The organism is Tabrizicola sp. M-4 (assembly GCF_051132405.1).
Taxonomy (GTDB): Bacteria; Pseudomonadota; Alphaproteobacteria; order Rhodobacterales; family Rhodobacteraceae; genus Paragemmobacter.
This window is the reverse complement of the sequence record NZ_CP128606.1, coordinates 1,138,808-1,165,043: the sequence shown is the minus strand read 5'-3', so window position 1 is coordinate 1,165,043 and position 26,236 is coordinate 1,138,808. Positions and strand designations below refer to the sequence as shown.

The following is a 26,236-nucleotide window of genomic DNA, read 5'->3' as shown; positions in this document are numbered from 1 at the left end:
CTTCCGCGACCAGAGTTAGGGCCCCCGCCCCCGCCCTGCAACCACCCTCAGCGGCGAACCGCCGGATGCGTCGCCGCCTGCAGGATATGCCCCGCCCCGGTGATCACCTGACTCGCCCGCCCCACGATCAGCGGGTCCGGCACGCCGATCACCTCCGTATCCTTCTCGGGATAGTCCAGCGTCGACAGGAAATGCCGCATCGCGTTCAACCTTGCCCGCTTCTTGTCATCCGACTTCACGATGACCCAAGGCGCATCCGCCGTGTCGGTATAGAAGAACATCGCCTCCTTCGCCTCGGTATAGTCATCCCACTTGTCCAAGGACGCCTTGTCGATCGGCGACAGTTTCCACCGCTTCAACGGGTCCGTCTCCCGCGCGAGGAACCGCTTCCGCTGCTCCTCCCGCGTCACGGAAAACCAGTATTTGTAAAGCCTTATGCCCGACCGGACGAGCATCCGCTCCAACTCCGGCACCTCGCGCATGAATTCAAGGTATTCGGCGGGCGAACAAAAGCCCATCACCCGCTCCACCCCGGCGCGGTTGTACCACGACCGGTCATAGAAGACCATTTCCCCCGCCGTCGGAAGATGCGCGATGTAGCGCTGAAAGAACCACTGCCCCTTCTCCACGTCACTGGGCTTGGTCAGCGCGCAGACACGCGCATAGCGCGGGTTCAGATGCTCCATGAAGCGCTTGATCGTCCCGCCCTTCCCGGCCGCATCGCGCCCCTCCATCAGGATGACGAATTTCTGCCCCGTCTCCTGCGCCCAGATCTGCACCTTCAGAAGCTCGGCCTGCAAGGCCGCCTTCTCCGCCTCATAGGCCTTGCGCCCCAGCGGGCGATGATAGGGATAGACACCCCCCTCGAAACTCGCGCGGATGCGGTCGGCATCCACCGTCGGGTAATGCTGCGGCCCCTTGGCCACCTCCTCCGCCACCGCCGGATCCTCCGCCAAACCCTCCACCAAAGCCCCGTCCTGCACCATCACATCGCCATCCATTGCAGACCTCCCTCGCCAGACCTGCCCCTTCCCTGCCACGAACCGCCGCAGCGCACCTTGATCCCCGTCAAGCACCGCGAAACTTCCCCCTTCTGTTGCCCGCCCGCCCGGTCTAGCCTCCGCCCGTCAAACCGCCCTACCGGAAGGCCCCCACATGATCACGCTTTACGGCGTCTACCGCTCCCGCGCCACGCGCCCGCTCTGGCTTCTCCACGAAACCGGGACGCCCTTCACCCATGTCCCGGTGATCCAGGCCTACCGCCTGCCCGATCCCGCATCCCCCGACGCGCCGATCCACACCGCCTCGCCCGATTTCCTCAAGGTCAACCCGCAGGGCCAGATCCCGGCCATGCAGGACGGCGACCTCATCCTCACCGAAAGCCTCGCGATCTCGCTCTACCTCGCCCGCCGCTACGGCGGCCCCCTCGGCCCGCAGGACGATGCCGAAACCGCGCTCATGGAACAATGGGCGCTCTTCGCCGCCACCGCCATCGAAGGCCCCGCGCTGGAAATCCTCATGGCCCCGGCCGGAGAGATGGGCGAGGCCACCGCAAGGATCGCGGCCGAGAAACTCCGCCGCCCCCTCGCCCGCCTGAACACCCACCTCGCCGGGCGCGACTGGCTGCTGGGCGACCGCTTCACCGTGGCCGACATCAACACTGCCGAATGCCTGCGCTACGCCCAAGGCAACGCCGCGCTGCTGGCCGAATTCCCCCATGTCTCCCGCTGGCTCACCACCGCCCAATCCCGCCCCGCCTTCAAGGCGATGTGGGCCGGCCGTCTGGCCGAACCGGAGTGACCGCTGAAGGACGCGCGCCCCGCCACATGCCCCAGAACCCCGCCCCGGATCAGCCCTCGGCCCCCTCCCCCAACATCCGCCGCACGATACCGGGGTCCTTGGCAATCAGCGCAAGCAGCACGCGGGCAGGCCCCTCCGGGCGGCGGCGGTTCTGCTCCCAATTCAGCAGCGTGGCCTTGGCAACGCCGATGGAGCGGGCAAAGTCAGCCTGACTGAGCCCCGTCCTCGCCCGGATGGCACGCACGTCGGGGGTGGGCACCTCGATGTGGTGGGTGATGGAGCCTTCGGTGTGGCCTTGGGCATAGGCGATGGCCTCCCGCAGACCTTGTTCGATGCGCTTGAATGCTTCGCTGGTCATTGTCTTCTTCCGTGGATCGCGTCGAGTTCCGCGCCGAGCCGATAGAGGGCCAACAGTTCCGCCGACGAAAGGTTGGCCTTCTCGTTCTTGGCAAAGACGGTGAGCAGGTAGAGCGGCCCCGCCCCCGTCTGGCAGTAGTGGATGCTGCGGACCCCCCCGCTTTTTCCCGCACCCTCCCGCGCGAAGCGCAGTTTACGCAGGCCGCCGCCCAAGGGGATGCCTGCTTCTGGGTTTGCTGCAAGATGGTCGATAAGCGCGACGCGCTCGGTTTCCGACAACACGGCCTTGGCGCGGCGCGTGAAATCGGGGAGTTCGACCACCGTGACCAGCATTCCCGGTTCTCCATATATGCGCCAATGGCGCATGCGTCAATGGCGCAGGATGCACCTTGGCGGGGAGTTTGGGGTGGGGAGGGTTAAGGTGGGGTTAAGGGAGACCCCGCGCCCCGGGCTCGACCCGGGGCCTCCGGTTCGGCGGGGTTTTGGGGGGAGGTGGAGGTCAAGGGTCAAGGGTCAAGGTCGGGACGGGGTTTTGTGGGTGTCGTGCGCGAGGAGCGCACACCTTAATGCTGCTTTTCTTCATGGTTGCTCGTTCTCATTCATCGTTCTTGACCAGTCAGTAAGCCGCGCTTTCACCTCTGCATAGTCAGCTTGATAGGATGGAGCGCTTAAATTCTTTGGCCGCAGAACTAGACCACGCTCCCCGATGAAAGTGACACCTTCAGAGTTCTGCTTGCCCCAGAATATTGGACCGATTGCCTGCACTATTGCTCTACCTGCGACGTCACGCTCAGGTTCGTTCATGACATAACGAAAACCACCAATGATGATGTCAGCTACCGAGGAGTGATGTGATGCACCGTCGCAGGTGAATGAGTATCCCAGCACCCGTTCAAGGCGGATATGGCTATCTTCAGTTGATTGTCGATTCTCAAACTTTGCTTGTAGATACGCATAAGGTTTTTCAGTGTTAAGTCGATCAAAGTTCGCCCATCCAGTAGCCTTGTTCTCTCCCAGAAATTGGTTGAACTTTGCGAGCAGAATGTTTGCTCCAAATTCTACCAGAGTTGAATGGTCCTTCTTCCGTGCAATTGCATGCAGCACGGCGTAGCCAATAAACTTAACGCCATGCCTTGCAGCAATTTCGTAAATGACTTGCTTTGCTGCTGTGTGCTGTTCAGTGGTAAGACTCTTTGGTTTAGATCGAGAGTTGAACTTCAACTGATCTTGCACTGACAGGCCGAGATCTAATCGAAGCGCTTCAACTTCATCATGAATCAATCCAATTGCGCTAGTGGGAAATATTACGCCACCGTAAATGAAAAACTTGTTGGGATCAGTCTGCTCTGGATTGGCTTCATCAGCGAATAAAAAATAATCAATCACACATCCAACTCCTCCACAAACCGCGCGTTCTCCTGAATATACTGGAACCGCAGTTCCGGCTTCTTCCCCATCAGGCGTTCCACCAGATCGCCCGTCTCACCGGGGGCGTCTTCGTCAATCGAAACCCTGATCAGCTTGCGGCTCTTCGGGTCCATCGTCGTGTCCTTCAGGTCCTTGGCATCCATCTCACCCAGCCCCTTGAACCGCTGCACGTCGATCTTGCCCTTGCCGCCCAATCCCTTGGCCAGCCATTCCTCCTTCTCGGCATCCGACGCCACATAAAGACGCCGCGCCCCCTGCGTCAGCCGGTACAAGGGCGGGCAGGCCAGATAGAGATGCCCCTTGTCGATCAACGGCCGCATCTGCGTGAAGAAGAAGGTCATCAAAAGCGACGCGATATGCGCCCCGTCCACATCGGCATCGGTCATGATGATGATCTTGTCATAGCGCAGATCGTCGATCTTGAACTTCGTGCCCATCCCCACGCCAAGCGCCTCGCAGATGTCGCGGATCTCGCTGTTGTCATGCAGCTTGTTCGACGCGGCCCCCAGCACGTTCAGGATCTTCCCCTTCAACGGCAACAGCGCCTGCGTCTCCCGGTCCCGCGCCCCCTTGGCCGACCCGCCCGCCGAGTCGCCCTCCACGATGAACAGTTCCGTCCCCTCGCGCGACTTGGCCGTGCAATCCGTCAGCTTGCCGGGAAGCCGCAGCTTCTTCGTCGCCGATTTCCGCGCGGTCTCCTTCTCCTGCCGCCGCCGCATCCGCTCCTCGGCCCGCAGGACAAGGAAATCGAGGATCGCCCCCGCCGATTTCGTATCGGCGGCCAGCCAGTTGTCGAAATGGTCGCGCACCGCGCCTTCCACCCATTTCGCGGCCTCCTCCGTGGCCAGCCTGTCCTTCGTCTGCCCCACGAATTGCGGCTCGCGGATGAAACAGGACACGAGGGCGCAGCCCCCCGTCACCAGATCGTCGCGGGTGATCAGGTCGGCCTTCCGGTTCTTCACCAGATCGCCATAGGCGCGGATGCCCTTCAGGATCGCCGCCCAGAACCCGCCCTCATGCGTCCCGCCCTCCGGCGTCGGCACCGTGTTGCAATAGGACTGGATGAACCCGTCCCGCGCCGGCGTCCAGTTGATCGCCCATTCCACCGATCCGGGCACGTTGTATTTCTCGGTGAAACTCACCTTCCCGGCAAAGGGCCGGTCGGCATAGGTCGACGTCTTGGCAAGCTGGTCCGAAAGGTAATCCGCCAGACCACCGGGAAAGTGGAACACCGCCTCCTGCGGGGTCTCGCCATCGTTGATCGCCGATTTCCAGCGGATCTCCACGCCCGAAAACAGATAGGCCTTCGACCGCACCATCTTCAGCAGACGCGCGGGCTTGAAGGTCTGGCTGCCGAAAATCTCGTGATCGGCATGGAAGGTCACCGACGTCCCCCGCCGGTTCGGCGCGGGCCCCACCTTCGTCACCGGCCCCTTCGGTATCCCGCGCGAGAATTCCTGCACGAACAACTCGCGGTTCCGCGCCACCTCCACCCGCATGTGGTCCGACAGCGCATTCACCACCGACGCCCCCACCCCGTGCAACCCGCCCGAGGTCGCATAGGCATCGCCGCCGAACTTGCCCCCCGCATGCAGCGTGCAGAGGATCACCTCCAACGCCGACTTGCCGGGAAACTTCGGATGCGGGTCGATCGGGATGCCCCGCCCGTTGTCGCGGATCGTCACCGCGTAATCGGCATGCAGCTCCACCTCGATCCGCGAGGCATGGCCCGCCACCGCCTCATCCATCGAGTTGTCCAGGATCTCCGCCACAAGGTGATGCAGCGCCCGCTCATCCGTCCCGCCGATATACATGCCGGGGCGCTTGCGGACGGGCTCCAGCCCCTCCAGCACCTCGATGGATGCGGCGTTGTAGCTCTGGTCCCCAGAGGAGAGGAGGTCATTGGCCATGCGCGTTGCTCGATTCTTATTGGGTGCGTTCCGGGCCGCGATTAGAGCATTGCGCAGGGGGCGGGCGCAAGATGTGGTGCCCTACCCCCGCGCCGCCCGCTGCCGCAGCCAAAGCGCAAGCTCGCCCTCATCCATAAGCCGCTGCGCGGCGCGGATGATGGCTTGACCCACATCCTCATGGCTCCACGTGATCTGAACGCCGTTCAGGTCGAGGCAGACGTCCATCGACTGGTGGGCGGTGCGCTTGTTTCCGTCATTGAAACAATGGCCCTGCGATATGGCGATGGCATAGGCCGCAGCAAGATCGAAGGCATCTTCGATCATGCCATAGGTCAGGCGATTTTCAACTCGGCCAAGCGCGCCTTCAAGCGACTTGTCACGCGCCCGACCGGGAATTTCGCCGGGGTTCAGGATGGCATCGTGGATACGTTCCACCAACTCGGCACTCAACAGGATGAAGGTCATTTGTCACGCAGGTAATCAAGGACGGGTTGGTTGATCTCGCGGCGGCGGTTCAGACTTTCCATCACCTCTTCCAGCGTCGCGACACGATGGTCGCCCTGATCCACCGCCTCGGCAGGCACAAGATAGCCCACAAGCGCCGAGTTCTTCAGGATCGCCACAGGCTGGCCATTGGCGCGGTCGAACACCTTCTGCGGCTCGCGCAGTTCGGTCATGGTGCAGATATTCGGCGTGGCAAGGCGGGTCATGGCACGGGCTCCCTTGAACAATGTGGAATGGAATATACACTGCATCGTGCAAATTTCCAAGGGAGGCACATCATGCGGGTTCTGTTCACGGGCGGGTCGGGCAAGGCGGGCAAGCATGTGGTGGCCTATCTCGCCGCAGCGGGGCATCGGGTGGTGAATGTGGACCGCGTGCCGCTGAACCATCCCGGCGTGCATGACTTCATCGCCGACATCACAGATGCGGGGCAGATGTTCTCGGTCATGTCCGGCCATGCGGGCTATGACGAACTGGACGAAGGCCCCGCCAAACCCTTCGACGCGGTGGTGCATTTCGCCGCCATCCCGCGCCTGATGATGTGCCCCGATACCGAAACCTACCGCGTCAACGTCCTCGGCACCTACAACGTGATCGAGGCCGCGGTGAAACTCGGCATCCGCAAGATCGTTATCGCCTCTTCCGAAACCACCTATGGCGTCTGCTTCTCCGAAGGCGTGGTCGACCCCAAGGTCCTCCCGCTGGACGAGGAATACGACATCGACCCGATGGACAGCTACGGCATGTCCAAGAAGGTGAACGAGGTCACCGCCCGCAGCTTCCAGCGCCGTTCGGGCGCCGACATCTACGCCCTCCGCATCGGCAATGTGATCGAACCGCATGAATATGCCACCGTCTTCCCGCCGCTGCGCGACGATCCGGGCCTGCGGCGGCGCATCACCTTCTCCTATATCGACGCCCGCGATCTGGGGCAGATCGTCGACCTCTGCCTGCAGAAGGACGGTCTGGGCTGGCAGGTCTTCAACGCGGTGAACGACACCAACTCCGTCCCGCAGGACAATGCGACCCTTCTGCGGCGCTTCTTCCCGAACGTCCCCCTCTCGCGCGAGATCGGGCCGCATGAAAGCCTGCTCTCCAATCGCAAGATCCGCGAGGTTCTGGGCTTCCGCGAACAGCACGACTGGCGCCGCTACGTCAAATGACACGGCCCCGGCGCGGCACGGGGTGCGGGGGCGATCCCGCATCCCCGTCCCGCGCCCCCTGACCGAAACGTGATCTCGCCAACCGCCCGCCCTGCCCTAACCTTGCATGATGCGGCATTGGCTCCTCCCCCTCCTTCTCCTCGCCACGCCCCTCCACGCACAGGAGGTGGACCTCGAACTCGTCCTCCTCGCCGATGCCTCCGGCTCCATCGATCAGGCCGAGATCGACTTCCAGCGTCAGGGATACGCGCAGGCCATCACCCATCCCGATGTCCTCTACGCCATCGCCTCCACCCTTACCGGCTCCATCGCGGTGACCTACGTGGAATGGGCGGCCAATCAGGCCGTCGTTGCCGACTGGACGGTCATCGCAGGCCCCGAGGATGCACAGGCCTTCGCCGAATCCCTCCTCGCGCCGCCCCGCCTCGCCTCCGGCCGCAACGCCATCGGCGCGGCGCTGCTCGAAGGCAAGCGCCTGATCGAGGATAACCAGATCACCGGCCTCCGCCGCGTCATCGATTTCTCCGGGGACAGCGCGAACAACTGGTCCGGCCCCTCCATCGAAGAGGCCCGCGCGCAGGTCCTCGCCGCCGGCATCACCATCAACGCCCTGCCCATCCTCCGCCCCGGCAGCAGCACGGGCGGCAGTGGCGACCTCGTCGCCCTCTATCAGGACCGCATCATCGGCGGCCCCGGCGCCTTCCTCGTCCCCGCCGATACCGGCGCGAAATTCACCGAGGCCGTCCGCCGCAAACTCATCCTCGAAATCGCAGGCAGCCAGCCCGACACCAAACAGACCACCGCACGTAGGGCGGGGTTCACCCCGCCTTGAAGGGCTTCACCCCATCTCGAAGAGGTTAACCCCGCCCCGGGCCTGACCCGGGGCCTCGTGGGTTTTCAGCAGGCCCCGGTTCAGGCCCGGGGCGGGGCATCTCTCAATATCCCTACCCCACCGCCCGCTGCGTGCTGACACTTTGCGGTACAGTTTCCGGCACGGAATCCAGTACGTCCGAAACAGCTACTTCTGCAGCACCTTCAGATATTCCGCCAGTTCCACCAACCGCACCGGCGTGGGCGTGGCGATCCCGTCGCCACCGTCATAGGGAACCAGCGTTCCATCCAGCAGGGCCGCGAATTTTGGCATCACCCGCGCCCCGTCCTTGCCCCCGGTATAGCCCCAGATCTGCGCCATCACCCGCGTCGCCGGAAACGCGCCACCGTTCTTCGCCGAAAGCTGCGTCAGGTCGGCAGGCTTGCGATCCAGCCCCCCGGCCAACTCGCCATCCCCCTTGCCCGATGCGCCATGGCAGGCCGCGCAGAAGGCGGCATAGTCGCCCGCCCCCGTGGTCTGCTCCTCCTTTTCCGTCCCCGGCAGCACACAGGCGGCCAGCACGAAAAGCGCAATCATGCCAATGGGATATAGGAATACACGCTGCATCGGGGCCCCTCCGTTCATTCTGCTTTACTCCAGCAAACCACGAAGCGGCCCTTACATCAACGCCCCGTATCCACGGGTCAGACGACGCGCCCCTGATCCAGCCGAACCACCCGGTCCATCCGCGCCGCAAGTTCCATGTTATGCGTGGCGATCAACGCCGAAAGCCCCGTCTCCCGCACCAGTTCCATCAGCGCGGCAAAGACCTGATCCGATGTCGCGGGGTCCAGATTTCCCGTCGGCTCATCCGCCAGCAAGAGCTTCGGGCGATTGGCCAGCGCCCGGCAGAACGCCACCCGCTGCTGCTCTCCGCCCGACAGCGCCGCAGGCCGGTGATCCGCCCGCGCGGCCACCCCAACGCGCCCCAGCAGATCCCTCCCCCGCGCCTCTGCCTCGCGCTGCGAAACACCATTGGCCAACTGCGGCAACACGATGTTTTCCAAGGCGGAAAACTCCGGCAGCAGGTGGTGGAACTGGTAGATGAACCCCACCTCCGCCCGCCGCGCCTCGGTCCGCGCGCGGTCCGACAGGCCGCCCATCTCCCGCCCGCCATGCAGCACGCGGCCACCATCCGCCGTATCCAGCAGCCCCGCGATATGCAGCAATGTCGACTTGCCCGCCCCGCTCGGCGCGACCAAGGCCACCACCTCGCCCCGCGCGACGGACAGCGTCGCCCCGCGCAGCACGATCACCTCCGAAGGCTTGCCCCGGTTATACCCCTTATCGATCCCCTCCAGAACCAGCGCCGCCTCACTCATAGCGCAGCGCCTCCACCGGGTTCATCCGCGCCGCCCGCCGCGCGGGAAACAGCGTCACGACAAAGGACAGGAACAAGGACAACCCCACCGCCGACAGCACGTCGCCAAGCTGCAACTTGGCAGGCAGCGCATAGATCCCCCGGATCGACGGATCCCAGACCCCGCCCCCCGCCATGTAGTTCACGAAGGAAAAGATCGGGTCGATATACAGCGCGAAAAGGCATCCCAGCACCACGCCCAGCGCCGTGCCCACCAACCCCGTCGAGGCCCCGCACAGGAAGAACACCCGCAAGACCGCCCCCTCCGTCAGCCCCATGGTCCGCAGGATGCCGATGTCGCGGCCCTTGTTCTTCACCAGCATGATAAGCCCGGAGATGATGTTCATCGACGCGATCAGCACGAGGATCGACAGGATGATGAACATGATGTTGTCCTCCACATCCAGCGCCCGCAGGAAGGCCCCGGCGCTGTCGCGCCATGTCCACAGCATCCCCTCCGGCCCCGCCGCCTGCAGCAAGGGCCCCGCCAGATCGTCCACCCGCTCCGGCTCGGCCACCATCACCTCGATCTCGTCGGCGCGGCCCTCCTTGTTGAAATAGGACTGCGCCTCGTCGAAGGGCATGTAGATCCGTGTGCGATCAATGTCATAGCGCCCGGCGGTGAAAATGTAGACCACCTCATAGGCATTCACCCGCGGGCTCGTGCCGAAGGCCGTCTTCACCCCCGACGGCGCGATCACCCGCACCCGGTCGCCCAGGCCCACGCCCAATTCCCGCGCGATGCCCGACCCGATGGCGATGCCCTCGCCGAACCGCGCGATATCGCCTTCCGCATTGGCCCCGATACCCACGCGCGGAATGGCCTCCAGATCGGCGGGCCGGATGCCGAAGACCTCCGCCCCCGTCGTCCCCTCCCCCGCCGTCACCATCACCTGCCCCTTGATCAGGGGCGCGGCCCGCGTGACTCCCGGCACCTCGGCCAGTCGCGCCGCCAGCGCGTCATACTCTTCGAACCCGCGCAAAAGCTGCCCGTTCTCGTTCACCCGCCCGGCGGAATAGACGGTCACATGCGCATTGGCCCCAAGGATCGTATCCACGAACTCCGCCCGGAACCCAGCCCGCACCGACAGCGTCGCGATCAGGGCAAAGACCGCCAGCGTGATCCCCACAAGGCTGATCCAGGTCATCACGCTGACCCCGCCCTCGGCCCGCCGCGCCCGCAGATAGCGCCATGCGATCATCCATTCGAACCGGGAAAAGGGGGCCGTCGTCGCCATGTCCAACCTGTCCAGACGCCCCGCAGGGCCGATGCGCGCGGACCTTGTCCGCAACGCCCCGCAACGTCAAGCCACGCCCCCGTGTAGGGCGGGGTTCACCCCGCCACAGCCACGGCCACCGCCGCGAAATGCAGCCCCGCCGCCACCGCCACGAACAGATGCCAGATGGCATTGTGGAACTTCAGCCCGTGCCAGCGATAGAACCCCACCCCCGCCACATAGGTCACGCCCCCCAGCGCCAAGAGCCAAAGCGAAACCCCCGGCAAGGCCTCGCGCGCCGGCCCAACCGCCGCCACGCCCACCCATCCCAAGGCGATATAGGCCAGCACCGACAGCCGGTCATACCGCCCCGGCAGCGCGATCTTCACCACCGCCCCAAGGATGGCCCCCGCCCAGACCACCCCGGCCAGCACGGCGGCAAAGACCCAGTCGTCGAACTGCACCACGACCGCCGTATAGGTCCCCGCGATCATCACATAGATGGCCGAATGGTCGAACCGCCGCAGCACCCATTTCAGCGCCGAATTCGGCACCATGTTATAGGCCAGCGAAAAGCCGAACATCGCGAAATACCCCGCCGCATAGACCGCCAGCGCCGCGAATGTCCCCAATTCCCCCCGCCCCAGCACATGCCCCAGCAGGACCGCGAAGGCGATCACCCCCGCCAGCAGCGCCACCGCATGCACGATCCCATCCGCCAGCAACTCGCCGGTTGAAAAGGGCCGCTTCTTCAATCGCGGATGATCGGCAGGCAGGGACATCGTCGAACTCCATCAGGTCTGCGCAAGGATACGCCACCCCACCCCGCAATCAACGCGACACCCCGCCCCCTGACGCGACGTCACGCAGACGCCCTCCCGCTACAAATTGGCGACCACGATCAGAAACAGCGAAAATCCCCCGGACAGCGCCGCCCGACGCCACGCCCGCCGATGCTCGCGGTGCCAGATCGCGACATAGTCGGGAAAGCGGTGATGGTGTTCCCATCGCCGCAGGTTCGGATGCGGCACCAGAATCTGGTCCCCCCGCTCCTCCGGATCGTTGAAAAGCGCGATCCGCGCCTGCCTCAGGATCGGCTGCGCCTCACCATTCACCTTGATCTGAACCCAGATGATGTTGCCGATCGCGATCAGCACCAGAATTCCGGGCAAAAGCTCCGTCCACATCACCCCCGACACCATGCGCCCCTCATCCCTTCGTCTCGGTCCCAAATACCCCGGGGGGAACGGCCCGGAACGGGCCGTGGGGGGCTGCCCCCCCTACCCCCGCATCGCCCAGAAGAGCCCACGCCGCATCATCTCCGCCGCCACCCCGGTGCCGATCACCGCAGCCTTGTGCCCAAGCGCATTGTAATAGACCCGTCCCCTGCCCCAGCCCTTGGTGAACACCACCGGCATAGCCACGGGTCCGTTCACCGAATGCGGCCCCTCCGCCACCGGGAAATCGCAGACCGCATGCACCCGCACCGCAGGGTCCACATGCAGGTAATACTGCTCCGTCTCCACCTCGAAATCCGGGCATCCCGCCACCACCGCATGGTCCGACACGACCCGCACCCCATAGCGCACCCCGTCATTCCCCGGATGCGCCACCCATTGTGCCCCCGTCAGGAACTGCCAGTCCACATTCCCCCGGAAGGCATCGCACATGCCCCCATGACAGCCCGCAATTCCCGCGCCCCCCTCGACCGCCGCCGCCACGGCCAGCGCCTGCTCCTTGCCGATCTCGCTCATCGTCCAGACCGGCACGATCAGGTCATACCCCGCCACCCGCCACGGATCGTCGAAACAGGCCAGCGTATCGAAGACATCGACCGCCACGCCCCCCTCGCGCAGCCAGCCCGCGAACAGCGCCGCCACCTGATCCGGCTCATGCCCGTCCCATCCCCCCCACGTCACCAAAGCCCGCGCCATTCCCGCCCCTCCCATCGGATTCCGACCGCAGGAAAGCCCACCCCGCCCCGCCTGTCCAGCGCCTTGCCCGCCCCCTCCTGACCGGAACGTGAGCAGCCGTGACCCCCTCCCCCATTCCCGCCCCCGCCCTTTCGCGCCATGCTCGCGACCCAGCCAGACCGGACCCACGCAGAATGCCCAACCGCCGCGCCTTCACCGCCGCCACCCTCGCCTTCCTCGCCACCCCCGCCCTCCTCCGCGCCCAGACCACCAACGCCACCGTCACGGCGCGCGACGCAGCCCTCGCGCTGCCGCAACTCCACGCCATCCTCGTGCAGCGCGGCACCGACCTGCCGCTGTCCGAGGCCCCGCGCGGCCCCGGCCTCGACCGCCCGGCCAATATCAAATCCTGCTCGAAAAGCCTGCTCGCCCTCCTGCTCGGCACGGCACTGGACCGGGGCGAAATCCCCTCCCTCTCCGCCCGCCTGTCCGACATCGCCCCCGACCTCCTCCCCCCGGATGCGACCGAGGGCGCGGCCGATCTCACGATGGAGGACCTCGTCACCCTGCGCGCGGGCCTGCGCGGCACCTCGGGCGAGAATTACGGGGCATGGGTCAATTCGCGCAACTGGGTGGCCCATGCCCTGCGCCAGCCCCGTCTCGCCCCCAATGGTGGGCGGATGATCTATTCCACCGGCACCACCCATATCCTCGGCGCGGCCCTCGCGAGGGCCAGCGGCGAAACCCTCCTCGGCCTCGCCCGCGAAAGGCTGGGCAGCCCGCTCGGCATCGAAATTCCCCCATGGACCCGCGACCCGCAGGGCTTCTACTTCGGCGGCAACGAAATGGCCCTCACGCCAGAGGCGATGCTGCGCGTGGCGGTCCTTCTGCGCGACGGTGGCCGCCACGACGGGCAACAGGTCATCTCCGCCGACTGGATCGCCGCCTCGCGGCAGGTCCGCACCCGCTCCCCCTTCTCGGGGCTGGGCTACGGCTATGGCTGGTTCCTGTCCGACAGCGGCTGGACCCTCGCCCGCGGCTTCGGCGGCCAGATCATCGCCGCCCATCCCCAAGCGGCGCTCGCCGTCGCCATCACCTCCGACCCCACGCAGCCCGCCCGATCCGAAGGCTATTTCGGCACGCTGATGCGCCTGCTCGACGGCCCCCTCCTCGCCCTCGCCTGACCCCGAAGAAAAAGGGGGGAGGCCACGCCTCCCCCCCGAATTTTCGCAGAAAATTCGTCCCCCCCCCTCGGGGCGCTTCACCGCCCCGCGTAGATCTGCGCGATCCGGTCCACCGCCGCCTCAGGCGACATCTCCTCGGACTCGCCCGTCCGGCGCGACGTGACTTCCACCACCCCGTTCGCCAGCCCGCGCGGCCCCACGGTGATCCGCCACGGCAGCCCGATCAGGTCCATCGTGGCGAACTTCGCCCCCGCCCGCTCGTCGCGGTCGTCATAGAGCGCCTCCAGCCCCCGCGCCGCCAAGGCCTTGTAAAGCCCCTCGCAGGCCGCATCCGCCGCGCCATCGCCCTGCTTCAGGTTCACGATCCCCACCGGGAAGGGCGTCACCCCCTCCGGCCAGATGATCCCCTTGTCATCGTGCGACGCCTCGATGATCGCCCCCAGCAGACGCGACACGCCGATGCCATGCGACCCCATCTCCACCGGCACGCGTGACCCGTCGGCGGTGACGACGGTCGCCCCCATCGCCTCGGAATACTTCGTCCCGAAGTAGAAGATCTGCCCGACCTCGATCCCGCGACCCACCTTCCGGTGCGCCTCCGGCACACCCGCAAACACCGCCTCGTCATGCGTCTCGTCCGTCCGCGCGTAAAGCGTGGTGAACTCCTCGCAGACCTTGGCCACCTGCGCGCGGTCGTCATAGTCGATATCGCGCGCGCCCAGCTTCAGCCCCGTCACGCGGTCGTCGTAAAAGACCTCCGATTCCCCCGTCTGCGCCAGAACGAGGAACTCATGCGTGTTGTCCCCCCCGATCGGGCCCGAGGCCGCGCGCATCGGGATCGCCGTCAGCCCCATCCGCTCGTAGGTCCGCAGGTAGGAAACCATGTGCCGGTTGTAGGCATGCAAAGCCGCCTCCCGGTCCACGTCGAAATTGTAGCCGTCCTTCATCAGGAACTCGCGCCCCCGCATCACGCCGAAGCGCGGCCGCATCTCGTCGCGGAACTTCCACTGGATGTGATAAAGCGTCAGCGGCAGGTCCTTGTAACTCCCCACATGCGCCCGGAAGATGTCGGTGATCATCTCCTCGTTCGTCGGCCCATACAGCATCTCGCGCTTCTGCCGGTCGGTGATGCGCAGCATCTCCTGCCCGTAATCGTCATAGCGCCCCGACTCCCGCCACAGGTCGGCGGGTTGCAGCGTGGGCATCAGCAGCGGGATATGCCCCGCCCGCACCTGCTCCTGATGCACGATCTCCTCGATCCGCTTCAGCACCCGGTAACCCAACGGCAGCCACGAATAGATCCCCGCCGCCTGCTGCTTGATCATCCCCGCCCGCAGCATATAGCGGTGCGACACGATCTGCGCCTCGGCAGGGTTCTCCTTCAGGACGGGCAGGAAATAGCGGGTCAGACGCATGGGAAGCCTCGTGCAAAACGTTCGGCACGTTCCTAGCCGCATCCCCGCACCGAGGCAATCACCCCCGCAGCTCCGCCCGTTCCGCCCGCAGCACGGAAACCAGCCACCAAAGCGCCCCCAATCCCACCGCCCCCGCCGCCAGAAACCCCAGCACATCCACCGCCATGCTCGACGCCGCCGCCAGATTGCCCGCCACCGACCAGCCCACACCCACGTAAAGGCCCACCCAGACCGCCTCTCCCGCCACACCCCAAGCCGTGAACCGCGCCCAGCCCTGCCCCGCTGCCCCCGCCGCCACGTTCACATAAGGCCCCAGCGCCGACACCAGCCAGCGCGACAGGAACACCGCCACGCCCCCCTTCCGCGCCAGAAGGTCCCGCGCCCGCGCCACGGGCGCCGCCTTCGCGCCCAGCCGGTCGATCATCCCCGCCCCGCCGAAACGCCCCGCGAAATATCCAGCCTGATCCCCCGCCACGGCCCCCGCCAGCGCCGCCCCCGCACTCCCCGCCAGCGTCAGGTCCCCCGCCGCCGCAAATCCCCCCGCCGCCAGCATCAGGATCGAGGCCGGGATCGGCAGCGCAAGACAGGACAGGAAGGTCCCCACCGCCAGCAGCCACCCGCCATAGATCGGCACAAGGCCCAGCAGCCAATCCGTCACGGCGCGCGCCCCGCATCCCGCTCGGCCCGCAGCGCCGCAACCGCCGCCTCCACCTCGGCGATCACCTCCGCCACCGGCACGCCCCGCATCCGCGCGATCTCCTCCAACGTCAGCGGATGCCCCGCAGGCAAGGGCAGCCCCGCCCGCGCATCGATCTCGCGCGGATCAAGGCCCCAGCTCCGCCCGACATAGCCCACCGTCATCCAGCCCGCGACGGCCTCTTCCCGGTGCTGCTCCCAATAGATGGCCCTCACCGTGAACCGCCCGGCAAAGAACAGCGCCAGACACAGCGACAGCACCACCACGCCCACCAGAACCGGATGCCGCCGCGCCACGCCCCTCATCGTCCTGCCCTCCGTCACCCAACGGCCCCCATCCTGCCCCCGTCCAATCGCCGCGCCAAGCCCCGCCCCCCTCAACGCCCGCCGCGCCCCGTTCCGTCGCGGCCAACGCGCCGATCACGGCCCTTCACGCCTGCGCCAGCGCCCTGAAATGCTGCAATCGCATATCACACCCGCCGCGTAACCCTGCCAGACAGCGCCACAGGGGCCTGTCGCGACTGCTTGCACAACAGGGGACCACCCGGAATGAAGATCAAACTCGCGCTCGCCGCACTCGCCCTCTCCGCCGCCACCGCACAGGCGCAATCCATCGTCGACATCGCCGCGGGCGATGAACGCTTCTCCACCCTCGTCGCCGCCGTCACCGCGGCGGGCCTTGCCGAAACGCTGGCAGGTCCCGGCCCCTTCACCGTCTACGCCCCGGTGAACGAGGCTTTCGCCGCCCTGCCCGAAGGCACGCTCGACACCCTGCTCAAGCCGGAAAACAAGGGGCAACTCACCGACATCCTGCTCTATCACGTCGATGACCGGAACCTCCCCGCCGCAGGCATCCCGAACGGCTCGAACTATTTCAAGCCGCTGCTTACCTCCCAGCGCCTCTGCATCACCAAGGGCGACGGGGGCGTGACCATCGCCGACGGCACGGGCGCCGTGGCCAATGTCGTCATCGCCGACATCAAGGCCGACAACGGCGTGATCCATGTCATCGACAAGGTCCTCCTGCCGGGCACCCGCCCCGCCTGCCACTGAGGCCGCGCCCCGGCGCCGTCACCCGGCGCCGGACACTGCCGCAGATCAGGGGCCCGCGCGGCAACCGCCGCACCGGGCCCCTGCCCACCCCGTGCAGGGCCCTTGCGCTGCAACGCGGCAGGCATGATATGTTCTCCTTCCGCAACCCGGAGGCGACCATGGCCCTGCCCGTTCGGCAACAGCTCTTTTACTGGGGGCTCGCTTCGGCGGTCTTCCTCCTCCTGCTCTGGGCCTTGGGCAATGTGATGCTCCCCTTCCTCGTGGGCGGCGCCATCGCCTATTTCCTCGACCCTGTCGCCGACCGGCTGGAACGCGCGGGCCTCAGCCGTGTGGGCGCGACCGTCACCATCTCGCTCGTGGCCCTCCTCATGGCGGTCCTCCTCGTCCTCGCCATCATCCCCACGCTGATCCAGCAATTGACCGGCCTCATCAACGCGGCCCCGGAAATCGCGCAGCGCCTGCAGACCTTCCTGATCGAACGCTTCCCCGAGCTTTCCGACAACACCTCCACCATGCGCCAGACGCTGGCCCAGATCGCCGCGGCGATTCAGGCCAAGGGCGGGCAGCTGGCCGAAACCCTGCTCACCTCGGCCATGTCGCTCGTCTCGGCGGTGATCTTCATCGTCGTCGTGCCGGTCGTGGCCTTCTACATGCTGCTCGACTGGGATCACATGGTGGCGAAACTCGACAGCCTCCTGCCCCGCGACCACGCCCCCACGATCCGCAGGCTCGGCAACGAAATCAACGCCGTCCTCGCAGGCTTCGTGCGCGGTCAGCTTTCCGTCTGCCTCCTTCTGGGCACCTTCTACGCCGTGGCGCTGATGGTGGCGGGCCTGCAATTCGGCCTCGTCGTCGGGGCCATCGCCGGGGCCATCACCTTCATCCCTTATGTCGGCTCGCTCGTCGGCGGGGCGCTGGCCATCGGCCTCGCGCTCTTCCAGTTCTGGGGCGACTGGGTCTCCATCGCCATCATCGCGGGCATCTTCGCGGCGGGCCAGTTCATCGAAGGCAACATCCTCACCCCGAAACTCGTGGGCAATTCCGTGGGCCTGCACCCGGTCTGGCTCCTCTTCGCGCTTTCCGCCTTCGGCTCCATCTTCGGCTTCGTCGGCATGCTGGTCGCCGTGCCCGTCGCGGCCTCGCTCGGCGTCCTCACCCGCTTCGGCATCCAGCAATACCAGTCCAGCCTCCTCTATCGCGGCTACGAAGGCCGCGACCTGCCCCCGCAAGCCAAGGCCCAGCCAAAGGACGGGGCCGCCGAGTGATCCGCCAACTGGCCTTCGACCTCCCCGCGCGCGAGGCATGGCGGCGCGAGGATTTCTTCCCCTCGCCCGCCAATGCCGCAGCCCTTGCCGCCGTGGATGACTGGCGGAACTGGCCGGGCGGCAAACTGGTGCTGACGGGCCCCAAGGGCAGCGGCAAGACCCATCTCGCCCGCCTCTGGGCGGCCGAGGCGGGCGCGGCCCTCCTGCCTGCCGCCGATCTCGCCACCGCCGATCTGCCCGCGCTGTCCTCCCATGGCGCCGTGGCGGTGGAGAATGCCGAAACCGCCGCAGGCAACCCGCAGGCCGAGGCCGCCTTCTTCCACCTCCACAACCTCGTCACCCAATCCGGCCACCTTCTGGTGACCGCCAGCCTCCCCCCGCGCGACTGGGGCCTTGCCCTGCCCGATCTCGCCTCCCGCCTGCAGGCCGCCGCTCTCGCCCGGATCGAGCCCCCGGACGACGCCCTCCTCTCCGCCGTCCTGATCAAGCTCTTCGCCGACCGCCAGATCACCGTGCCCCCCGCGCTGATCCCCTATCTGGTCGCCCGCATGGAACGCTCCATCGACGCCGCCCGCGCCATCGTCGCGGCCCTCGACGCCCGCGCCCTTGCCGAAGGCCGCCCGATCACCCGCCAACTCGCCGCGGACCTGCTCGGCAGCATCGACTGACCGCCCCTTCCCCGTTGCGCGAAACGGCCAATCAGCGTTCGCTGCGTGCTGACGGTTTGCGGTACGGTTTGCGGCACGCAGCTCGGCACAGCGCCCACAGCCCCTTCCCCGTTGCGCGAAACGGCCAATCAGCGTGCGCTGCGTGCTGACGGTTTGCGGTACGGTTTGCGGCAAGGTTCTCGGCACATCGCCCACAGCCCCCCGCCACGCCGCTGGACAGTTCCGCGCGGCAATGATCATCTGTCATCAAAGCGTTGCCTTTCCCCCTTACCCCGCGTGCCATGACCCAATCCGATTTCCTCAAAGCCCCCTTCCCCACCCCCGTTTCCCTCCGCGACGCGGAAAGGACGGGCCCCGCCCGTTTCTTCAACCGCGAACTGTCATGGCTCGCCTTCAACTGGCGCGTGCTGGACGAGGCCTCCAACCCCAACGTCCCCCTTCTGGAACGCCTGCGCTTCCTGTCGATCTCGGCCACCAACCTCGACGAATTCTACACCGTCCGCGTGGCGGGCCTCCGCGCCCTCGTCCGCAACGGCAACGCCACCCTGTCCGAGGATGGCCGCAGCCCGGCGGAACAGCTTGCCCTGATCCACGCGGATGCGCGCAAACTGATGCAGACCCAGCAAACCGTCTTCAACCGCCTTAAGAAAGAGATGGAATCCCAAGGGATTAGCATCCTCACCCGGTCAAAGCTCACGGCCCGTGACCTCAAGCATCTGGAAGACCACTTCCTCAACAAGGTCTTCCCCGTCCTCTCGCCCTTGGCCATCGACCCGGCCCATCCCTTCCCCTTCATCCCCAATACGGGCTTCTCCCTCGCGCTCGAACTCGAACGCGAAAGCGACCACCGCTCGCTGCAGGCCCTGCTCCCCATCCCCCAGCAGATCGCGCGTTTCGTCCCCCTTCCCGGCAAGCCCGGCGAACACCGCTACCTGCCGCTCGAGGAACTGCTCCTCTTGCATCTCAACATGCTCTTCCCCGGCTATACCGACCGGGGCCATTGCATCTTCCGCGTCCTGCGCGACAGCGACCTCGAGGTGGAGGATGAGGCCGAAGACCTCGTCCGCGAATTCGAGACCGCCCTGAAACGGCGGCGGCGGGGCGAGGTGATCCGCCTCAAACTCTCCGCCGGTGCCCCCCCGGAACTGCGCGCCCTCGTGATGGACGAACTCGGCGTGACCGAGGACATGGTCGTGGAAATCCGCGGCCTTCTGGGCATCGCCGACCTCAAGGAACTGGTCCTCTCCTCCCGCCCCGATCTGCTATGGCCGCCCTTCACCTCGCGAATTCCCGAACGGGTCCAAGACCATGACGGCGATCTCTTCGCCGCGATCAAGCAGAAGGACATCCTTCTGCACCACCCCTACGAATCCTTCGACCTCGTCATCCGCTTCCTCGAACAGGCCGCCCGCGACCCCAACGTTCTGGCCATCAAGCAGACGCTTTATCGCACCTCATGGGACAGCCCGATCGTCTCCGCCCTCTGCGAGGCCGCCGAGGCGGGCAAGTCGGTGACCGCCCTCGTGGAACTCAAGGCCCGCTTCGACGAGGCCGCCAACATCCGCCAGTCCCGCCGCCTCGAACGCGCGGGCGCGCATGTCGTCTACGGCTTCATCCACTACAAGACCCACGCCAAGATCAGCACCGTCGTCCGGCGCGAGGGCGAGAACCTCGTCACCTATACCCATTACGGCACGGGCAACTACCACCCCATCACCGCCCGCATCTACACCGACCTCTCCTTCTTCACCTGCGATGCGGCGCTGGGGCGCGATGCCACCAAGGTCTTCAACTACCTCTCCGGCTATGTGCAGCCGGAGGGCCTTGAAAACCTTGCCATTTCCCCCATCACCCTGAAACCCCGCCTGCTCTCCCTCATCGCCGAGGAGGCCGATCACGCCCGCGCGGGCCGTCCCGCCGAAATCTGGGCAAAGATGAACTCCCTCATCGACCCCGAGGTGATCGACGCCCTCTACGCCGCCTCACAGGCGGGCGTGAAGATCAGCCTCGTCATCCGCGGCATCTGCGGCCTCCGCCCCGGCGTGAAGGGCCTGTCGGAAAACATCCGCGTCAAATCCATCGTCGGGCGCTTCCTCGAACATTCCCGCATCGTCTGCTTCGGCTCCGGCCACGGCTTGCCGTCCAAGAAGGCGCGGGTCTTCTTCTCCTCCGCCGACTGGATGGGCCGCAACCTGAACCGCCGCGTGGAAACGCTGGTCGAGGCGAAGAACCCCACGGTGAAGGCCCAGATCGAAGGCCAGATCATGGCCGCGAATCTGGCGGACGAGGCGCAAAGCTGGGTCCTCCACGCCGATGGCAGCTATCACCGCGAACTCGCCCCTGCCGATGGCAACCTCTTCAATTGCCACCGTTTCTTCATGGAAAACCCTTCGCTTTCCGGGCGCGGGACGGCGGGCGCAAAAGATGTCCAGCGCCTTGCCCAGTTGCGGGACGATGGCGCCACGCCCTGAACGGCGGGGCCGCCATCGCCCGAATCCTTGACCATCCCCCCCTTCCGCGCCACCTTGCAGCCCGCAAGACGAAGGACCGACGCCATGACCCAATCCGCCACCGCCTCCGACCCCGGCAGTGACGAGGACTGGGGTCCCTTCGGTCGCCCGCTCTTCGACGACCCATCCGCCCGCGCCCTGTCGCGCGTGGGCGTGGTCGACGTGGGCTCCAACTCCGTCCGCATGGTCGTCTTCGACGGCGCGGCGCGGTCGCCGGCCTATTTCTTCAACGAAAAGATCATGTGCGGCCTTGGCAAGGGCCTGCACGAAACCGGTCGCCTGAACCCAAAGGGACGCGAACGCGCCCTCGCCGCCCTGAAACGCTTCGCGCTGCTGGCCGAAGGCATGGGCATCAGTTCCCTCACGGTCGTCGCCACTGCCGCCACCCGCGAGGCCGAGGACGGACCCGACTTTCAGGCCGAAATCCTGCGCGAAACCGGCCTGAAGCTCTGGGTCATCGACGGCGACGAAGAGGCTCGCCTCTCCGCGCAGGGCGTACTTCTGGGCTGGCCCGAAGCGAAGGGCATCGTCTGCGACATCGGCGGCAATTCCATGGAACTGGCCCGCATCGGCGACGGCAAGGTGGGCAAGCGCATCTCCACCCCGCTCGGCCCCTTCCGCCTGCAACAGGTCAAGGGCGAGCCGGACAAACGGAAGAAGCTCATCGACCGTGTCCTGAACACCGCTCAGGCGCAGATCAAATCGACGGGCGAACGCATCTACCTCGTCGGAGGCTCTTGGCGCGTCATCGCCCGGCTTGACATGGAACGCCGCAACTACCCCCTGACCGTCCTGCACGAATACCGCATGACGCCGCAAAGCCTTTCGGACACGCTGGACTGGATCGCCGCCTCCGACCTTGCCCTCCTGCGCGCCAAGACGGGCACGTCCAACGAACGCATGGAACTCGTCCCCCTCGCCTGCGAGGTGCTGCGCGAACTCATCCGCATCCTCAAACCGTCCGAGATCGACGTCTCCGCTTATGGCATCCGCGAAGGCCTGCTCTACGAACAGATGCCCCCCCGCCTGCGCCAGCGCGACCCGCTGATCGAGGCCGCGCGCATGGCCGAACTCACCTCCGCCCGCATCCCCGGCTTCGGGAAGAAGCTCTATGACTTCCTCCTCCCGCTCTTCAAGGATGCCGACAAGGAACGCCTGCGCCTGATCAAGGCCGCCTGCCTGCTGCACGACACCACATGGCGCGCCCATCCCGATTACCGCGCCGAAGTCTGCTTCGACAACGCCACCCGCGCCAACCTTGGGGGGCTGGATCATCCGGGCCGCGTCTTCCTTGGCCTCTCACTCCTGCACCGCTATAAGAATTCCCGCTCCGGCTCCCGCCTCGAACCGCTCTTCCGCCTGCTCACCGACCAGCAGATGCAAGAGGCCGAGGTGCTGGGAAAAGCCATGCGCTTCGGTGCCATGTTCTCCATCGCAGACCCGGCAGAGGCGGGCGCGTTGCGCTGGCAGGCCAAGAAGAAGGTGCTTGAACTCGCCCTCACCCCCCGCGGCAAGGCCCTGTTCGGCGAGGTGGCGCAGGCGCGTTTCTCCTCTCTCGCCCTTGCCATGAAGGCCACGGCCAAGATCATCGACGCCTGATGCTGACGCTCGATCATCTCGCCATCTCCTGCACCGATCTCGCGGAAGGCACCGCGGCGGTCGAGGCCGCGCTCGGCCTGCCCCTCTCGCCCGGCGGGCAGCATCCGCATATGGCCACGCATAACCGCCTGCTCTCGCTCGGCCCCGACCTCTATCTGGAGGTGATCGCCGCCGATCCGTCGCAGCCCCGCCCGGCATGGCCGCGCTGGTTCGACCTCGACCGTTTCACCGGCCCGCCCCGCCTGACCAACTGGATCTGCCGGACCGACGATCTGGACCGCGAACTCACCCATGCGCCCCCCGGCACGGGAACGCCCGTCGCCCTGCAACGCGGCGATTTCCGCTGGCGCATGGCGGTGCCGGAAACCGGCATCCTGCCCTTCGACAACCGCTTTCCCGCCCTGATCGAATGGGAGGGCCGCGCCCACCCCGCCCCCCGCCTGCTGGACCTTGGTGCAAGGCTGACGGCGCTGCACATCACCCATCCCGATGCCGATGCCCTGCGCACGGCCCTGTCACGGCTGAAGGACCATCGCGTCACTGTCGAACAGGGCGCGCCTGCCCTGCGCGCAACCATCGCCACCCCGCAGGGCGAAAGACTGCTCGCATGATCCGCGACGCCACCGCCGCCGATGCCCCCGGCATCGCCGCCATCTGGAACCCAGTGATCCGCGATACCGCCATCACCTTCAACTCCGCCGAAAAGACCACGGACGAAATCGCAACGATGATCCGCGACCGTCAGGCGGCTGGCCACGGCTTCCTCGTGGCCGATGAGGGCGGCATCATGGGCTTTGCCACCTATGCGCAGTTCCGGGGCGGCGTGGGCTATGCCCGCACCATGGAACACACCATCCTCCTCGCCCCCGCAGCCCAAGGTCGCGGCCTCGGCCTTGCCCTCATGGCAGCGCTGGAATCCCATGCCCGCGCGGCCGGTGCGATCTCGCTTTTCGCGGGCGTATCGGCAGAAAACCCCGCCGGACGCGCCTTCCACGCCCGCGCGGGCTTTGCCGAGGTGGCTATCCTGCAACGGGTGGGCTTCAAATTCGGCAGAACCATGGATCTGGTGCTGATGCAGAAGTTCCTCGCCTGACTTCCGCCTGCAACTGCACTATCATCCCCCAATGTCGATCTGGACCCGCATCGCCGAAGCCCTCTCCGCGCTCGCCCAAGGCGAACCGCTGTCCACGGTCTTCGACAAATTGCAGGGCAAGGTGGACAGCCGCCCCGAACTGACCGTGGGCTTCACCATCGCCGTCATCGCGCTGGGGGCCAAGATCGCCAAGGCCGACGGGCAGGTGACCCGGGACGAAGTCACCGCCTTCCGCCGCGTCTTCACCATAGACGAGGGCGAAACGGAAAACGCCGCCCGCGTCTTCAACCTTGCCCGGCAGGATGTCGCGGGCTTCGACGCCTATGCCCGCAAGATCGCCGCCATGTTCGGCGCCAATCACCGCGACGTGCTGGAAGACGTGATGGAGGGGCTGTTCCTCATCGCCCTCGCCGACGGGGCCTATCACCCCGGCGAGGATGAATTCCTGCGCGAGGTCGCGCGTATCTTCGGCCTCACCGAAAGCTGCTTCCGCGCCCTACGCGCCAGCTTCGTCGAAGGCGCGCCGCGTGACCCCTATGACGTGCTGGGCATCCCCCCCGGCACGCCCCTCTCGGATGTTCGCGAGGCATGGAAGCGCGCGGTCAAGGAACACCATCCCGACAGGATGCTCGCCCGTGGCGTGCCGGAAGAGGCGATCAAACTAGCCGAACGCCGCCTCATCGCGCTGAATGCCGCGTGGGAGGAAATCTCCGCCAAGGAGGCGGCCTAGGGCCATGCCCGCCGCAGCCCGCCCATGGCTGCGCCTTGCGACCTACAATGTCGAATGGTTCAACGCGCTCTTCGATGACGCGGGCCGCCCGCTGGACGACATGCAGCCCTCCGCCCGCTATGGCATCACCCGCGACCGGCAACTCACCGCGCTGCGCAAGGTCTTTTCCGCGCTGGATGCCGACGGCGTGATGGTGATCGAGGCCCCCGACACCAACGGAAAACGCTCCACCACACGCGCCCTCGAACGCTTCGCCGAAAGCGCGGGCCTCCGCGCGCGCAAGGCCATCATCGGCTATCCGTCTGATACCGAACAGGAAATCGCCTTCCTCTACGACCCCGACCGCCTCACCCCGCGCCACGATCCGCAAGGCGACCCCGCCCCCCGGCACGGCGCGCACGGGGCCCCGCGCTTCGACACGGCCTTCCGCTATGACCTCGACGCCGATGGCATCAGCGAAACGATCCGCTTTTCCAAACCCCCGCTGGAACTGGCTGTCACCTGCGACGGCCACGCTCTGCGCCTGATCGGGGTCCATGCCAAGTCGAAGGCCCCGCATGGCGGGCGCGATGGCACGGAATCCATCCGCATCGCCATCGAGAACCGCCGCAAGCAACTGGCGCAATGCCTCTGGCTGCGCGAAAGGGTCGTGCGCCACCTGACGGCGGGCGACAGCCTGATCGTGCTGGGCGACCTGAACGACGGCCCCGGTCTGGATGAATACGAAAAGCTCTTCGGCCATTCCGGGGTGGAAGTGGTCCTTGGCCTCGACGGCCCACCCGACCTCCGGCTCTTCGATCCCCATGCCGCCATGGCCATCACCCAGCGCATGGGTGTCGCCCCCTCCACCGCGCGCTTCTTCATCGCGCCGCAGAACCACTGGTTCAGCGCACTGCTGGATTTCATCATGATCTCGCCCGATCTCTGCGCCACTGCCCCGCGATGGCGCATCTGGCACCCGCATGACGACCCCGCCTTGGCGGATGATCCGGCACTCTGGGCGGCGCTGCTGGATGCCTCCGACCATTTCCCCGTCACGCTGGACCTTGCCGCCCCCCTTGCACCGCCGCCCGCAACCCCCATCTAGGCAGCATGATGAAAACCCGCGCCGCCCTCCTCTCCCTCGCCCTCCTCGCCCCCCTGCCGCTAACCGCGCAGGAGGCCGCCCCCGCCGATCCCCCCGCCACCGAGGAAGAGGGGCCCTCCCTCATGGAACGCGGCCTTTCGCTCTTCTTCGAAGGGTTCAGTCAGGAACTGGAACCGACGCTGGATGAAATGGCCAAGGCGCTGGAACAATTCGGCCCCGCCGTCGCGCCCGCGCTGGAAAGCCTGATGTCGATGGTCGACGACATGACGAATTACGAAATGCCCGAGATGCTGGAAAACGGCGACATCATCATCCGCCGCAAACCCGAAGCACCCCCGGTGGAACCCCCGGCAGACGGCGTGGAACTCTAGGCGCGCCCGTCCCGGACCCGCTCCGGGACCTCCATCGGACCC

At 66.3% G+C, this 26,236-nt stretch carries 30 protein-coding genes; 14 read left to right on the top strand and 16 right to left on the bottom strand.

Going from position 1 to position 26,236, the window contains the following annotated elements; all coding sequences use genetic code 11:
- Window positions 1–47: 47 nt before the first annotated feature.
- Entirely contained in the window at window positions 48–1,001 is a 954-nt protein-coding gene (ppk2, locus tag TabM4_RS05645; RefSeq protein ID WP_434619663.1) for a polyphosphate kinase 2, read from the bottom strand.
- Window positions 1,002–1,155: 154 nt separating this feature from the next.
- Here ppk2 and TabM4_RS05640 point away from each other — a divergent pair, with 154 nt between their 5' ends.
- A complete protein-coding gene (locus TabM4_RS05640) occupies window positions 1,156–1,800 on the top strand; it encodes a glutathione S-transferase family protein (protein WP_434619661.1) in 645 nt (214 codons plus the stop codon).
- A gap of 49 nt (window positions 1,801–1,849) precedes the next feature.
- On the opposite strand, the gene TabM4_RS05635 is transcribed toward TabM4_RS05640, so the two are convergent.
- The 6 genes from TabM4_RS05635 to TabM4_RS05610 all read right to left on the bottom strand — a co-directional run bounded on the left by TabM4_RS05635 (window position 1,850) and on the right by TabM4_RS05610 (window position 6,205).
- Window positions 1,850–2,158: a helix-turn-helix domain-containing protein gene (locus TabM4_RS05635; RefSeq protein WP_434619658.1), complete on the bottom strand. Its 309-nt coding sequence runs from the start codon at window positions 2,156–2,158 to the stop codon at window positions 1,850–1,852.
- Window positions 2,155–2,490, bottom strand: coding sequence for a type II toxin-antitoxin system RelE/ParE family toxin (locus TabM4_RS05630; protein ID WP_434619655.1), 336 nt, complete (start codon window positions 2,488–2,490; stop codon window positions 2,155–2,157). Before TabM4_RS05630 ends, TabM4_RS05635 begins: the two co-directional genes overlap by 4 nt.
- A 246-nt stretch (window positions 2,491–2,736) precedes the next feature.
- Complete coding sequence (locus TabM4_RS05625; RefSeq protein ID WP_434619652.1) at window positions 2,737–3,543, bottom strand: hypothetical protein; 807 nt, start codon at window positions 3,541–3,543, stop codon at window positions 2,737–2,739.
- A complete protein-coding gene (parE, locus tag TabM4_RS05620) occupies window positions 3,540–5,495 on the bottom strand; it encodes a DNA topoisomerase IV subunit B (protein ID WP_434619649.1) in 1,956 nt (651 codons plus the stop codon). The genes TabM4_RS05625 and parE overlap by 4 nt, the downstream gene beginning before the upstream one ends.
- A gap of 81 nt (window positions 5,496–5,576) precedes the next feature.
- Window positions 5,577–5,960: a type II toxin-antitoxin system death-on-curing family toxin gene (locus TabM4_RS05615; protein WP_434619646.1), complete on the bottom strand. Its 384-nt coding sequence runs from the start codon at window positions 5,958–5,960 to the stop codon at window positions 5,577–5,579.
- Entirely contained in the window at window positions 5,957–6,205 is a 249-nt protein-coding gene (locus TabM4_RS05610; protein ID WP_434619643.1) for a hypothetical protein, read from the bottom strand. The genes TabM4_RS05615 and TabM4_RS05610 overlap by 4 nt, the downstream gene beginning before the upstream one ends.
- A gap of 72 nt (window positions 6,206–6,277) precedes the next feature.
- Here TabM4_RS05610 and TabM4_RS05605 point away from each other — a divergent pair, with 72 nt between their 5' ends.
- Both TabM4_RS05605 and TabM4_RS05600 read left to right on the top strand, forming a co-directional pair.
- Window positions 6,278–7,162: an NAD-dependent epimerase/dehydratase family protein gene (locus TabM4_RS05605; protein WP_434619640.1), complete on the top strand. Its 885-nt coding sequence runs from the start codon at window positions 6,278–6,280 to the stop codon at window positions 7,160–7,162.
- A 109-nt stretch (window positions 7,163–7,271) separates the two neighbouring features.
- The gene (locus tag TabM4_RS05600) at window positions 7,272–7,994 is read left to right on the top strand and encodes a DUF1194 domain-containing protein (protein ID WP_434621933.1); all 723 of its coding nucleotides are present in this window, start codon (window positions 7,272–7,274) and stop codon (window positions 7,992–7,994) included.
- Window positions 7,995–8,180: 186 nt separating this feature from the next.
- Here TabM4_RS05600 and TabM4_RS05595 read toward each other — a convergent pair whose 3' ends face one another.
- From TabM4_RS05595 to TabM4_RS05570, 6 genes are all read right to left on the bottom strand, one after another.
- Window positions 8,181–8,570: a c-type cytochrome gene (locus tag TabM4_RS05595; RefSeq protein WP_434619637.1), complete on the bottom strand. Its 390-nt coding sequence runs from the start codon at window positions 8,568–8,570 to the stop codon at window positions 8,181–8,183.
- 107 nt (window positions 8,571–8,677) lie between these two features.
- Window positions 8,678–9,355, bottom strand: coding sequence for an ABC transporter ATP-binding protein (locus TabM4_RS05590; RefSeq protein ID WP_434619634.1), 678 nt, complete (start codon window positions 9,353–9,355; stop codon window positions 8,678–8,680).
- Window positions 9,348–10,631: a lipoprotein-releasing ABC transporter permease subunit gene (locus tag TabM4_RS05585; RefSeq protein ID WP_434619631.1), complete on the bottom strand. Its 1,284-nt coding sequence runs from the start codon at window positions 10,629–10,631 to the stop codon at window positions 9,348–9,350. The genes TabM4_RS05590 and TabM4_RS05585 overlap by 8 nt, the downstream gene beginning before the upstream one ends.
- Before the next feature lie 95 nt (window positions 10,632–10,726).
- Window positions 10,727–11,392, bottom strand: a complete 666-nt coding sequence (trhA, locus tag TabM4_RS05580) for a PAQR family membrane homeostasis protein TrhA (RefSeq protein ID WP_434619628.1) — start codon at window positions 11,390–11,392, stop codon at window positions 10,727–10,729.
- 99 nt (window positions 11,393–11,491) lie between these two features.
- Window positions 11,492–11,812 (bottom strand): hypothetical protein, encoded by a 321-nt coding sequence (locus TabM4_RS05575; RefSeq protein WP_434619625.1) that lies wholly within the window; start codon window positions 11,810–11,812, stop codon window positions 11,492–11,494.
- A 78-nt stretch (window positions 11,813–11,890) separates the two neighbouring features.
- On the bottom strand, window positions 11,891–12,544 hold the full coding sequence (locus TabM4_RS05570) for a ThuA domain-containing protein (RefSeq protein ID WP_434619622.1): 654 nt from the start codon (window positions 12,542–12,544) through the stop codon (window positions 11,891–11,893).
- A gap of 173 nt (window positions 12,545–12,717) precedes the next feature.
- Here TabM4_RS05570 and TabM4_RS05565 point away from each other — a divergent pair, with 173 nt between their 5' ends.
- On the top strand, window positions 12,718–13,707 hold the full coding sequence (locus TabM4_RS05565) for a serine hydrolase domain-containing protein (protein WP_434619619.1): 990 nt from the start codon (window positions 12,718–12,720) through the stop codon (window positions 13,705–13,707).
- 77 nt (window positions 13,708–13,784) lie between these two features.
- On the opposite strand, the gene proS is transcribed toward TabM4_RS05565, so the two are convergent.
- The 3 genes from proS to TabM4_RS05550 are packed head-to-tail and all read right to left on the bottom strand — an operon-like array spanning window position 13,785 to window position 16,142.
- Window positions 13,785–15,122, bottom strand: a complete 1,338-nt coding sequence (proS, locus tag TabM4_RS05560) for a proline--tRNA ligase (RefSeq protein ID WP_434619616.1) — start codon at window positions 15,120–15,122, stop codon at window positions 13,785–13,787.
- 58 nt (window positions 15,123–15,180) lie between these two features.
- Window positions 15,181–15,780 carry a DedA family protein gene (locus TabM4_RS05555; protein WP_434619613.1) on the bottom strand — a complete coding sequence of 200 codons (600 nt, stop codon included), beginning with the start codon at window positions 15,778–15,780 and terminating at the stop codon, window positions 15,181–15,183.
- Window positions 15,777–16,142 (bottom strand): hypothetical protein, encoded by a 366-nt coding sequence (locus tag TabM4_RS05550; protein ID WP_434619610.1) that lies wholly within the window; start codon window positions 16,140–16,142, stop codon window positions 15,777–15,779. The genes TabM4_RS05555 and TabM4_RS05550 overlap by 4 nt, the downstream gene beginning before the upstream one ends.
- Window positions 16,143–16,367: 225 nt before the next feature.
- On the opposite strand from TabM4_RS05550, the gene TabM4_RS05545 reads away from it, so the two are divergent.
- The 10 genes from TabM4_RS05545 (at window position 16,368) to TabM4_RS05500 (ending at window position 26,194) form a co-directional block, all read left to right on the top strand.
- Window positions 16,368–16,871: a fasciclin domain-containing protein gene (locus tag TabM4_RS05545; RefSeq protein ID WP_434619607.1), complete on the top strand. Its 504-nt coding sequence runs from the start codon at window positions 16,368–16,370 to the stop codon at window positions 16,869–16,871.
- A gap of 158 nt (window positions 16,872–17,029) precedes the next feature.
- Window positions 17,030–18,136 carry an AI-2E family transporter gene (locus TabM4_RS05540; protein WP_434619604.1) on the top strand — a complete coding sequence of 369 codons (1,107 nt, stop codon included), beginning with the start codon at window positions 17,030–17,032 and terminating at the stop codon, window positions 18,134–18,136.
- Entirely contained in the window at window positions 18,133–18,804 is a 672-nt protein-coding gene (locus tag TabM4_RS05535; protein ID WP_434619601.1) for a chromosomal replication initiator DnaA, read from the top strand. The genes TabM4_RS05540 and TabM4_RS05535 overlap by 4 nt, the downstream gene beginning before the upstream one ends.
- A 281-nt stretch (window positions 18,805–19,085) precedes the next feature.
- Entirely contained in the window at window positions 19,086–21,275 is a 2,190-nt protein-coding gene (locus TabM4_RS05530) for an RNA degradosome polyphosphate kinase (protein ID WP_434619598.1), read from the top strand.
- Window positions 21,276–21,359: 84 nt separating this feature from the next.
- Window positions 21,360–22,913 carry a Ppx/GppA family phosphatase gene (locus TabM4_RS05525; protein WP_434619595.1) on the top strand — a complete coding sequence of 518 codons (1,554 nt, stop codon included), beginning with the start codon at window positions 21,360–21,362 and terminating at the stop codon, window positions 22,911–22,913.
- Window positions 22,913–23,524: a VOC family protein gene (locus tag TabM4_RS05520; RefSeq protein ID WP_434619592.1), complete on the top strand. Its 612-nt coding sequence runs from the start codon at window positions 22,913–22,915 to the stop codon at window positions 23,522–23,524. Before TabM4_RS05525 ends, TabM4_RS05520 begins: the two co-directional genes overlap by 1 nt.
- Entirely contained in the window at window positions 23,521–24,006 is a 486-nt protein-coding gene (locus tag TabM4_RS05515) for a GNAT family N-acetyltransferase (RefSeq protein WP_434619589.1), read from the top strand. The genes TabM4_RS05520 and TabM4_RS05515 overlap by 4 nt, the downstream gene beginning before the upstream one ends.
- A 31-nt stretch (window positions 24,007–24,037) precedes the next feature.
- Complete coding sequence (locus TabM4_RS05510) at window positions 24,038–24,736, top strand: TerB family tellurite resistance protein (RefSeq protein WP_434619586.1); 699 nt, start codon at window positions 24,038–24,040, stop codon at window positions 24,734–24,736.
- Window positions 24,737–24,740: 4 nt separating this feature from the next.
- Window positions 24,741–25,823 carry an endonuclease/exonuclease/phosphatase family protein gene (locus tag TabM4_RS05505; protein WP_434619583.1) on the top strand — a complete coding sequence of 361 codons (1,083 nt, stop codon included), beginning with the start codon at window positions 24,741–24,743 and terminating at the stop codon, window positions 25,821–25,823.
- 5 nt (window positions 25,824–25,828) lie between these two features.
- Window positions 25,829–26,194 carry a hypothetical protein gene (locus tag TabM4_RS05500; protein WP_434619580.1) on the top strand — a complete coding sequence of 122 codons (366 nt, stop codon included), beginning with the start codon at window positions 25,829–25,831 and terminating at the stop codon, window positions 26,192–26,194.
- Window positions 26,195–26,236 lie beyond the last annotated feature (42 nt).

What these genes read in the sequence shown, in the direction of transcription:
- TabM4_RS05610 (WP_434619643.1), bottom strand. Translation starts at nt 6,205, where the DNA reads ATGACCCGCCTTGCCACGCCGAATATCTGCACCATGACCGAACTGCGC.
- trhA (WP_434619628.1), bottom strand. Translation starts at nt 11,392, where the DNA reads ATGTCCCTGCCTGCCGATCATCCGCGATTGAAGAAGCGGCCCTTTTCA.
- ppk2 (WP_434619663.1), bottom strand. Translation starts at nt 1,001, where the DNA reads ATGGATGGCGATGTGATGGTGCAGGACGGGGCTTTGGTGGAGGGTTTG.
- TabM4_RS05520 (WP_434619592.1), top strand. Translation starts at nt 22,913, where the DNA reads ATGCTGACGCTCGATCATCTCGCCATCTCCTGCACCGATCTCGCGGAA.
- TabM4_RS05630 (WP_434619655.1), bottom strand. Translation starts at nt 2,490, where the DNA reads ATGCTGGTCACGGTGGTCGAACTCCCCGATTTCACGCGCCGCGCCAAG.
- parE (WP_434619649.1), bottom strand. Translation starts at nt 5,495, where the DNA reads ATGGCCAATGACCTCCTCTCCTCTGGGGACCAGAGCTACAACGCCGCA.
- TabM4_RS05505 (WP_434619583.1), top strand. Translation starts at nt 24,741, where the DNA reads ATGCCCGCCGCAGCCCGCCCATGGCTGCGCCTTGCGACCTACAATGTC.
- TabM4_RS05545 (WP_434619607.1), top strand. Translation starts at nt 16,368, where the DNA reads ATGAAGATCAAACTCGCGCTCGCCGCACTCGCCCTCTCCGCCGCCACC.
- TabM4_RS05530 (WP_434619598.1), top strand. Translation starts at nt 19,086, where the DNA reads ATGACCCAATCCGATTTCCTCAAAGCCCCCTTCCCCACCCCCGTTTCC.
- TabM4_RS05515 (WP_434619589.1), top strand. Translation starts at nt 23,521, where the DNA reads ATGATCCGCGACGCCACCGCCGCCGATGCCCCCGGCATCGCCGCCATC.
- proS (WP_434619616.1), bottom strand. Translation starts at nt 15,122, where the DNA reads ATGCGTCTGACCCGCTATTTCCTGCCCGTCCTGAAGGAGAACCCTGCC.
- TabM4_RS05585 (WP_434619631.1), bottom strand. Translation starts at nt 10,631, where the DNA reads ATGGCGACGACGGCCCCCTTTTCCCGGTTCGAATGGATGATCGCATGG.
- TabM4_RS05565 (WP_434619619.1), top strand. Translation starts at nt 12,718, where the DNA reads ATGCCCAACCGCCGCGCCTTCACCGCCGCCACCCTCGCCTTCCTCGCC.
- TabM4_RS05575 (WP_434619625.1), bottom strand. Translation starts at nt 11,812, where the DNA reads ATGGTGTCGGGGGTGATGTGGACGGAGCTTTTGCCCGGAATTCTGGTG.
- TabM4_RS05640 (WP_434619661.1), top strand. Translation starts at nt 1,156, where the DNA reads ATGATCACGCTTTACGGCGTCTACCGCTCCCGCGCCACGCGCCCGCTC.
- TabM4_RS05510 (WP_434619586.1), top strand. Translation starts at nt 24,038, where the DNA reads ATGTCGATCTGGACCCGCATCGCCGAAGCCCTCTCCGCGCTCGCCCAA.
- TabM4_RS05570 (WP_434619622.1), bottom strand. Translation starts at nt 12,544, where the DNA reads ATGGCGCGGGCTTTGGTGACGTGGGGGGGATGGGACGGGCATGAGCCG.
- TabM4_RS05615 (WP_434619646.1), bottom strand. Translation starts at nt 5,960, where the DNA reads ATGACCTTCATCCTGTTGAGTGCCGAGTTGGTGGAACGTATCCACGAT.
- TabM4_RS05590 (WP_434619634.1), bottom strand. Translation starts at nt 9,355, where the DNA reads ATGAGTGAGGCGGCGCTGGTTCTGGAGGGGATCGATAAGGGGTATAAC.
- TabM4_RS05600 (WP_434621933.1), top strand. Translation starts at nt 7,272, where the DNA reads ATGCGGCATTGGCTCCTCCCCCTCCTTCTCCTCGCCACGCCCCTCCAC.
- TabM4_RS05500 (WP_434619580.1), top strand. Translation starts at nt 25,829, where the DNA reads ATGATGAAAACCCGCGCCGCCCTCCTCTCCCTCGCCCTCCTCGCCCCC.
- TabM4_RS05525 (WP_434619595.1), top strand. Translation starts at nt 21,360, where the DNA reads ATGACCCAATCCGCCACCGCCTCCGACCCCGGCAGTGACGAGGACTGG.
- TabM4_RS05595 (WP_434619637.1), bottom strand. Translation starts at nt 8,570, where the DNA reads ATGATTGCGCTTTTCGTGCTGGCCGCCTGTGTGCTGCCGGGGACGGAA.
- TabM4_RS05540 (WP_434619604.1), top strand. Translation starts at nt 17,030, where the DNA reads ATGGCCCTGCCCGTTCGGCAACAGCTCTTTTACTGGGGGCTCGCTTCG.
- TabM4_RS05605 (WP_434619640.1), top strand. Translation starts at nt 6,278, where the DNA reads ATGCGGGTTCTGTTCACGGGCGGGTCGGGCAAGGCGGGCAAGCATGTG.
- TabM4_RS05635 (WP_434619658.1), bottom strand. Translation starts at nt 2,158, where the DNA reads ATGACCAGCGAAGCATTCAAGCGCATCGAACAAGGTCTGCGGGAGGCC.